The sequence below is a fragment of the Austwickia sp. TVS 96-490-7B genome, assembly GCF_019331795.1.
GTDB lineage: Bacteria > Actinomycetota > Actinomycetes > Actinomycetales > Dermatophilaceae > Austwickia.
The window spans coordinates 24,087-30,356 of record NZ_JAHPZL010000013.1 but is presented as its reverse complement, the minus strand read 5'-3'; the positions used below and the strand labels follow the sequence as shown (position 1 = coordinate 30,356).

General features: G+C 58.6%; 7 protein-coding genes and 1 pseudogene. 5 read left to right on the top strand and 3 right to left on the bottom strand.

The genetic code is table 11. From position 1 onward, the window contains the following. The 4 genes and pseudogenes from KEM60_RS14330 to KEM60_RS14315 all read left to right on the top strand — a co-directional run. Positions 1-205 (top strand): annotated as a pseudogene (locus KEM60_RS14330) (hypothetical protein); the annotation flags it as partial. Further along, the gene (locus KEM60_RS14325) at positions 205-648 is read left to right on the top strand and encodes a hypothetical protein (RefSeq protein ID WP_219108423.1); all 444 of its coding nucleotides are present in this window, start codon (positions 205-207) and stop codon (positions 646-648) included. The pseudogene KEM60_RS14330 and the gene KEM60_RS14325, both read left to right, overlap by 1 nt. A 129-nt stretch (positions 649-777) precedes the next feature. After that, complete coding sequence (locus KEM60_RS14320) at positions 778-1,923, top strand: S8 family serine peptidase (RefSeq protein WP_219108420.1); 1,146 nt, start codon at positions 778-780, stop codon at positions 1,921-1,923. Positions 1,924-1,952: 29 nt separating this feature from the next. Continuing rightward, on the top strand, positions 1,953-3,182 hold the full coding sequence (locus KEM60_RS14315) for a S8 family serine peptidase (protein ID WP_219108418.1): 1,230 nt from the start codon (positions 1,953-1,955) through the stop codon (positions 3,180-3,182). Between the two features lie 68 nt (positions 3,183-3,250). Here KEM60_RS14315 and KEM60_RS14310 read toward each other — a convergent pair whose 3' ends face one another. The 3 genes from KEM60_RS14310 to KEM60_RS14300 form a co-directional block, all read right to left on the bottom strand. Then, on the bottom strand, positions 3,251-4,714 hold the full coding sequence (locus KEM60_RS14310; protein ID WP_255574693.1) for a YdiU family protein: 1,464 nt from the start codon (positions 4,712-4,714) through the stop codon (positions 3,251-3,253). Then, the gene (locus tag KEM60_RS14305) at positions 4,711-5,070 is read right to left on the bottom strand and encodes an ArsC/Spx/MgsR family protein (RefSeq protein ID WP_219108416.1); all 360 of its coding nucleotides are present in this window, start codon (positions 5,068-5,070) and stop codon (positions 4,711-4,713) included. Before KEM60_RS14305 ends, KEM60_RS14310 begins: the two co-directional genes overlap by 4 nt. A 90-nt stretch (positions 5,071-5,160) precedes the next feature. Further along, complete coding sequence (locus KEM60_RS14300; RefSeq protein ID WP_219108414.1) at positions 5,161-5,328, bottom strand: hypothetical protein; 168 nt, start codon at positions 5,326-5,328, stop codon at positions 5,161-5,163. Positions 5,329-5,372: 44 nt separating this feature from the next. Here KEM60_RS14300 and KEM60_RS14295 point away from each other — a divergent pair, with 44 nt between their 5' ends. Beyond that, positions 5,373-6,239: a metalloregulator ArsR/SmtB family transcription factor gene (locus tag KEM60_RS14295; RefSeq protein WP_219108413.1), complete on the top strand. Its 867-nt coding sequence runs from the start codon at positions 5,373-5,375 to the stop codon at positions 6,237-6,239. Positions 6,240-6,270: the final 31 nt, after the last annotated feature.

The following is a 6,270-nucleotide window of genomic DNA, read 5'->3' as shown; positions in this document are numbered from 1 at the left end:
TGCGGGGATGGGTCCGATGGGTGGCGGTGGCGGTGCTGGTGCTGGGGAGAAGGAGCGGGAGTTGCGGCGTCGGAAGGAGTATTTGATGGAGTCGGATGATTTGTGGGGGACGCCGAAGTATGCGGTGCCGCCGGTGTTGGGTGATGAGGGGGCGTTGTATGTGTTTGATGATGATGAGGATGACGACCCGAGGAGGGGCCGCTGATGTCTGACGTGCGTGCTAATGGGAGTGCAGTGAATCCGTTTGAGCGCCCAGGCCCTCAAGGGGTGTCTACGGAAGCTGAAAAAGCTATGAAAGCGTTGAGTTTGGGTAGGGTCGGGGAGTTCAATTTCAACCCGCAAGACTTCGAGGCGACCTACAAGCGGCTGTATTCAATCCATAAAAAGCTCCAAGAAGAAATTATCAAAGTTGATCGCAGGTCAGAAGAATTTGATTCATCAAATCCAGGTGGAGATATCGCGGAAGTCGTAAAATCATGGAAAGTTATTACGATAAAAAATCGGGAATTAAGCGCAAATCTGGTTAACTTAGATAAGTTAGTATGCTCTTTTCTAAACGCAATGCGCGACTCGTATAGTTCATACCTCGACAGCGATAGTAGTGCTTGTCAAAACTTCACTTCAATCAAAAAACAAGAGCATAAGTGACTTCCGAGAGGGTGACAAGTGAAATCTAAGACTGCCATGCTCCTAGTATGCTTCGGAATGGTATGGGGTATGAGTGCCCCTAGCTCATATGCTGACTCAATTAGGGATGGGCAGTGGTGGATCTCCTCTATGCATATCAAACAGTCGCTTTCTTTATCGCGGGGGGCAGGAGTTAAAATCTGCTTGATTGATAGTGGGGTGGATGCGAAGCATCCTGATCTTCAGGGTGTCAAATTTGCTGGTGGCAAAGATATGACGGGTGGGGGATCACCTGACGGCTTGCAGCCCCATGAAAATCATGTCGGTGATCATGGCACTGGGATGGCAGTGAATATCGCTGGTCGAGGGCATGGTCCCAACGGGAGCGAAGGGATGCTGGGCGCTGCACCTGATGCTGAAATCATGAGTGTCTCTTTCGGTGCGGCGCCTCCAGGGCCGGACCCCGTGACAGAAGGCATCAAATATTGCGCTGATTCGGGTGCCAAAGTGATCAGTCTGTCTCTTAGTGGTGCCACGAATGGAATAGACTCAGCGATCGCATACGCACAATCAAAAGATGCAGCGATAATTGCAGCCACAGGAAATGATGGAAAAAATCAATTTTATGGGTGGGATGACAAATTTGGAGTGCTGCTAGTTGGCGGAGTTGACAAGGATCTTAAGCGGAATGAAAAGTCAAACTGGGGAAAGCCAAAATCGAATAGTTTGAAAGGGGTTTATTCTCAAGGGGTGGGTGTATGTGGGCCATTTTCGGCGTCTAGTGAGCCTCGGGTGGAGATACCTCAAGCGATTCCTGGTGGGGGATATAAGATGTCATCCGGCACGTCAGTTGCTACGGCGGTGGTGGCGGGTGTGGTGGCGGCGGTGCGTTCAAAGCATCCCGATTTAGATGCTGCGAATGTTATTAACCGGGTGATTAAGACGGCGCATAAATCTGGGTCGGGAGATGTCCCTAATGCGGATTGTGGGTGGGGTGTGGTGGATGCTGAAGCGGCGTTGACGGCTGACGTGCCTAAGGTTGATTCGAATCCTCTAGGGCAGATGGATGACAAATCCGAGAACCTTAAAAGGACAATTTTTGGAGTGAAGTCGATGGGGGTCTGGGATCCGTCGTACCAACCTGATGCGCAGAGCCCAGCGAAGCCCAGCGGGTCGACCGCGATCTCGGCTGAGCCTGTTAGCGGTCCGCCGGTAGGTTTGATTGTGGGTGTCATGGGTGTGTGTGGCGCGTTGATGGGTGGAGTGTATTGGTGGTTGCGGAGGCGACACGCGTGAAAAATGGGTTCCGGGTATGTCAGGGAGTGATGGTCGCGGGTGTTGTCTGGTCGATGTCCGTGAGTCCGGTGTGGGCTGACAATATCCGGGATCGGCAGTGGTGGATCTCCGCCATGAATATTGATAAGTCACTGCTGATATCTCGGGGGGCAGGAGTCAAAATCTGTCTGATTGATAGTGGGGTGGATACGAAGCATCCTGATCTTCAGGGTGTCAAATTTGCTGGTGGCAAAGATATGACGGGTGGGGGATCACCTGACGGCTTGCAGCCCCATAAAAATCTTGTCGGTGATCATGGCACTGGCATGGCAGTCAATATCGCTGGTCGAGGGCATGGTCCCAACGGGAGCGAAGGGATGCTGGGCGCTGCACCTGATGCTGAAATCATGAGTATCTCCTTCGGTTCAGCCCCGCCAGGACCGGACCCCGTGACAGAAGGCATCAAATATTGCACAGATTCAGGTGCCAAAGTGATCAGTCTGTCTCTTAGTGGTGCCACGAATGGAATAGACGCGGCTATCTCCTATGCGCAGTCAAAAGACGTCGCAATAGTAGCCGCAACCGGCAACGAAGGCGATCAACTTTTTGGGGGATGGACGGAACAGTTTGGCGTACTGCTTGTGGGTGGCGTTGACAAGAATCTCAAACGAGACAAAAAGTCAAATTTTGGAAAGCCAAATTCGAATAGCTTGATGGGGGTATATTCTCAAGGGGTGGGTGTGTGCGGGCCGTTTTCGGCATCTAGTGAGCCTCGGGTGGAGATACCTCAAGCGATTCCTGGTGGGGGATATAAGATGTCATCCGGCACGTCAGTTGCTACGGCGGTGGTGGCGGGTGTGGTGGCGGCCGTGCGTTCAAAGCATCCTGATTTAGATGCTGCAAATGTTATTAACCGGGTAATTAAGACTGCTCAGAAATCTGGGTCGGGAGATGTCCCTAATGCGGATTGTGGGTGGGGTGTGGTGGATGCTGACGCGGCGTTGACAGCTGATGTGCCCAAGGTTGATTCGAATCCTCTAGGGCAGATGGATGACAAGTCTAAAAATGCGAAGAGAACAATTTCTGGGGTGAAGTCGATGGGGGTCTGGGATCCGTCGTACCAACCTGATGCGCAGAGCCCAGCGAAGCCCAGCGGGCCGACCGCGATCTCGGCCGAGCCGGTTAGCGGTCCGCCAGTGGGTCTGATCGTGGGTGTCGTCGGCGCGTGCGCTGCTCTCGCGGGTGGCGCGTTCTGGGGCTGGCGACGACTCCGCCGCTGATCACACCCGGACCTGCGCCGCACCACTGCGCCAGCATTTTTTCGGGTGAGTCCACACGGCAGGCGCAGTCACGTCCCGCAAAAGGTCACCGTTGGTGGAGTCCCCACCGGAGGTGGCGCGGCCAGATCTTCCCAGTCAGCGCGAGCCGTCCACGGCGCACTGACTGCCCGGACAAGACGTGCATACGCGCTGATATCTCCCCCAGTAGCAGCAGCCAATGCCTCCTCAACAAGATGATGACGAGGCACGTACGCCGGGTTCACCCGATCCATAGCCGCCGCCACCATCGGATCCACATCCCCCTCAGATGCCATCCCCACCGCTGACCGCCACCGACCGACCCACCCGTCGTATCCCCGGGAATCGCTGAACAGTGACCGAGCCTCACCGGTTGCCAACGCTCGAAAAAATACCGTGAAATCCACCGCCCCCTGCTCTAACACCACCATCAGGTCCCGTATCAACACCGGATCAGCCGTCGGCAACGCCAACTTCGACGACATCACCTGCACCCACTGATCTCGATACTTCTGCGGAAACGTCGACAACACCTCTGTGGCCCGACTGACCGCCGCCTCCTCATCGCGACCCAACAACGGCAGCAAAGCTTCACCAAGACGAGCCAGATTCCATTGGGTGATGCCTGGCTGATGCCCGAACGCATACCTTCCAGACACGTCAATCGAGCTAAACACCGCTGCCGGGTCATACCGATCAAGGAATGCACACGGACCAAAATCGATGCTCTGCCCACTGATAGTCGTGTTGTCCGTGTTCATCACCCCGTGGACAAAACCAACGCCCATCCAGGCCGCGACCAGCGCCGCCTGAGCAGACACGACCTGCTCGTAGAAACCCACATACCGGTCAGCGCTATCCATCAACTGCGGATAATGCCGCCGAATCGCATGATCAGCCAGTGCTGACACCACGTTCACGTCGCCACGGGCAGCGGCGTACTGGAACGTGCCCACCCGCAGATGTGAAGCGGCGACGCGGCAGAGGATCGCCCCAGGGTGTGGAGTGTCTCTCACGACCTCCTCGCCGGTGGTGACGACCGCTAACGCCCTCGTCGTGGGGACGCCCAGAGCATGCAAAGCTTCACCGATGACATGCTCACGAAGCATGGCGCTAAGGACTGCCCGGCCGTCGCCGCGTCGAGCATACGGCGTGGGTCCAGACCCTTTCAGGTGCAGATCATGGCGGGCGCCATCGCCAGTGACGACCTCCCCGAGTAGTAAGGCTCTTCCATCACCCAACAGTGGGGAGTAGGCGCCAAATTGGTGGCCAGCATAGGCCTGCGCGGCGGTCGGCACCGTCGTCGGGACCTGTCCGGTCAGGAAATCCAGCCCCACCGGTGATGCCAGCCACTCGGGATCTAAGCCCAGCTCCCCAGCCAGGTCGGTGTTCAATACCACCAGCTGGGGCCGGGGCGGAGCCATCGCACGCCATGGCGTTGACAGGGCAGGGACATCATCGGCGTACTGATGCTCCAAAACAAAGGGAAACGGGCCTGCCAGGTGAGCGCTCACTCGTCGGCCAAGAACGCAGCGACGCGCTCGGTGGGCCGCCCGATGATCGCGCGATTGCCCCGCACCAACACCGGGCGTTCCATCAGTTCCGGGTGGGCGGCAAGGACATCGGCGACCTGCTCGGCGGTGTGCACATCTGCGTCAGTCAGACCGGCGTGGGCAAAACCGGCGTCTCGACGTACCAACGCGGACGGGGCGTCCTCCAGGATGGCAAGGACTGCGAGCAGTTCGTCACGAGTGGGAGCGGTACGCAGGTAGTCGACGATGCGGACATCGGCACCGGCATCAGCGGCAGCCGACAGCGCTGCGCGGGACTTGCTGCATCGAGGGTTGTGGAAAATCTGGACATCGCTCATGTCCGCCAGTCTCACCCATCGCAAACAGGGGAAGCGATGTCAGGGTCGAGGTTCTGCCGTTGTGGCTGCGACCAGATGTCGGTGAGGTGGTCAGATGAGGGAGACCAATTCAGGGGGCGGGATCAGCCAATGCACCCGCTCGCCGTCGCCGTCGCTCACCTGGACGGTCGGCGCGCACAGCCACCCGTCGTCAAGGTAGGTGTCGATCCCGGTAGGGTCCGAAGTCCGGGTCAGCGGCAGAACTGTCCTGTCGGCCATGGAGTTCGTCCCCTCATGTCGAGATTTTTTTATACACTTGGTGTGTGAAAATTACGCCGGGACATGGCCCCGCGTCAACCCCAGACCTGACCGAACTCCCACCGGCCCGTCTACGAGTACTCAGGGCCCTCAGCGGATTTCATCAGGAAGGTGACGTCAAGTCGGCCGACGGGGAGCACACCCAGGGGGCCGGTGCCACCGCACACCAACTTGCCGAACACCTCGACGCGCACCCCAATGGAGTGCGCCGCCACCTCGACGCACTCGTCGCCGACGGACTAGTCACCGCTCTCGCCGTGCGTAGCACCGGCCGGGGGCGACCTGGGGTGCACTACCACCTCACCCTTCTAGGCCGATCAGCCCTTGCGGGAGTAGACGCCCCCATTAGCGCCGAATACATCACGATGGCAAGGGCATTCGCGGAGTACGTCGCGACCGGGTCAGGGAATCCGGTCGATGATGCTCACCGGATCGGTCGCACCTGGGGTCAACTCCTCGCCGGACGCACCCTCCACGAACGCCACCACAGTGCCTCCAAGGCATCCGAACCCGGCGAGCGCCGTGAGACTGCCACGCCCGCCGACGCTGCCACGCCTGCCGGGGGTCGGGAGTCCGAAGCCGGCGAAAGCGACGGCGCGCACGTGCGGGGACGACTCATCGAGCTTCTCGATGGACTCGGTTTCTCCCCGCAATCCCGCGCCGACGGCACCGTCGCGTTGCGCACCTGCCCCCTTCTTGACGCCGCTACCCACACTCCCGACATCCTCTGTCAGGTCCATCTGGGCATGGTGCAAGGAGCGGCGACGACGTACGGGGGCACTGCTGATGGTGGCGAACTACGCGCCTTCGCTGAACCCGGTGCCTGCCTGCTGCGCTTTCCCGGGGCAGCAGGGCGGCCACCGGGAGAATGACCGGCCCGGCTGATCTGCGCTGACACGCCAT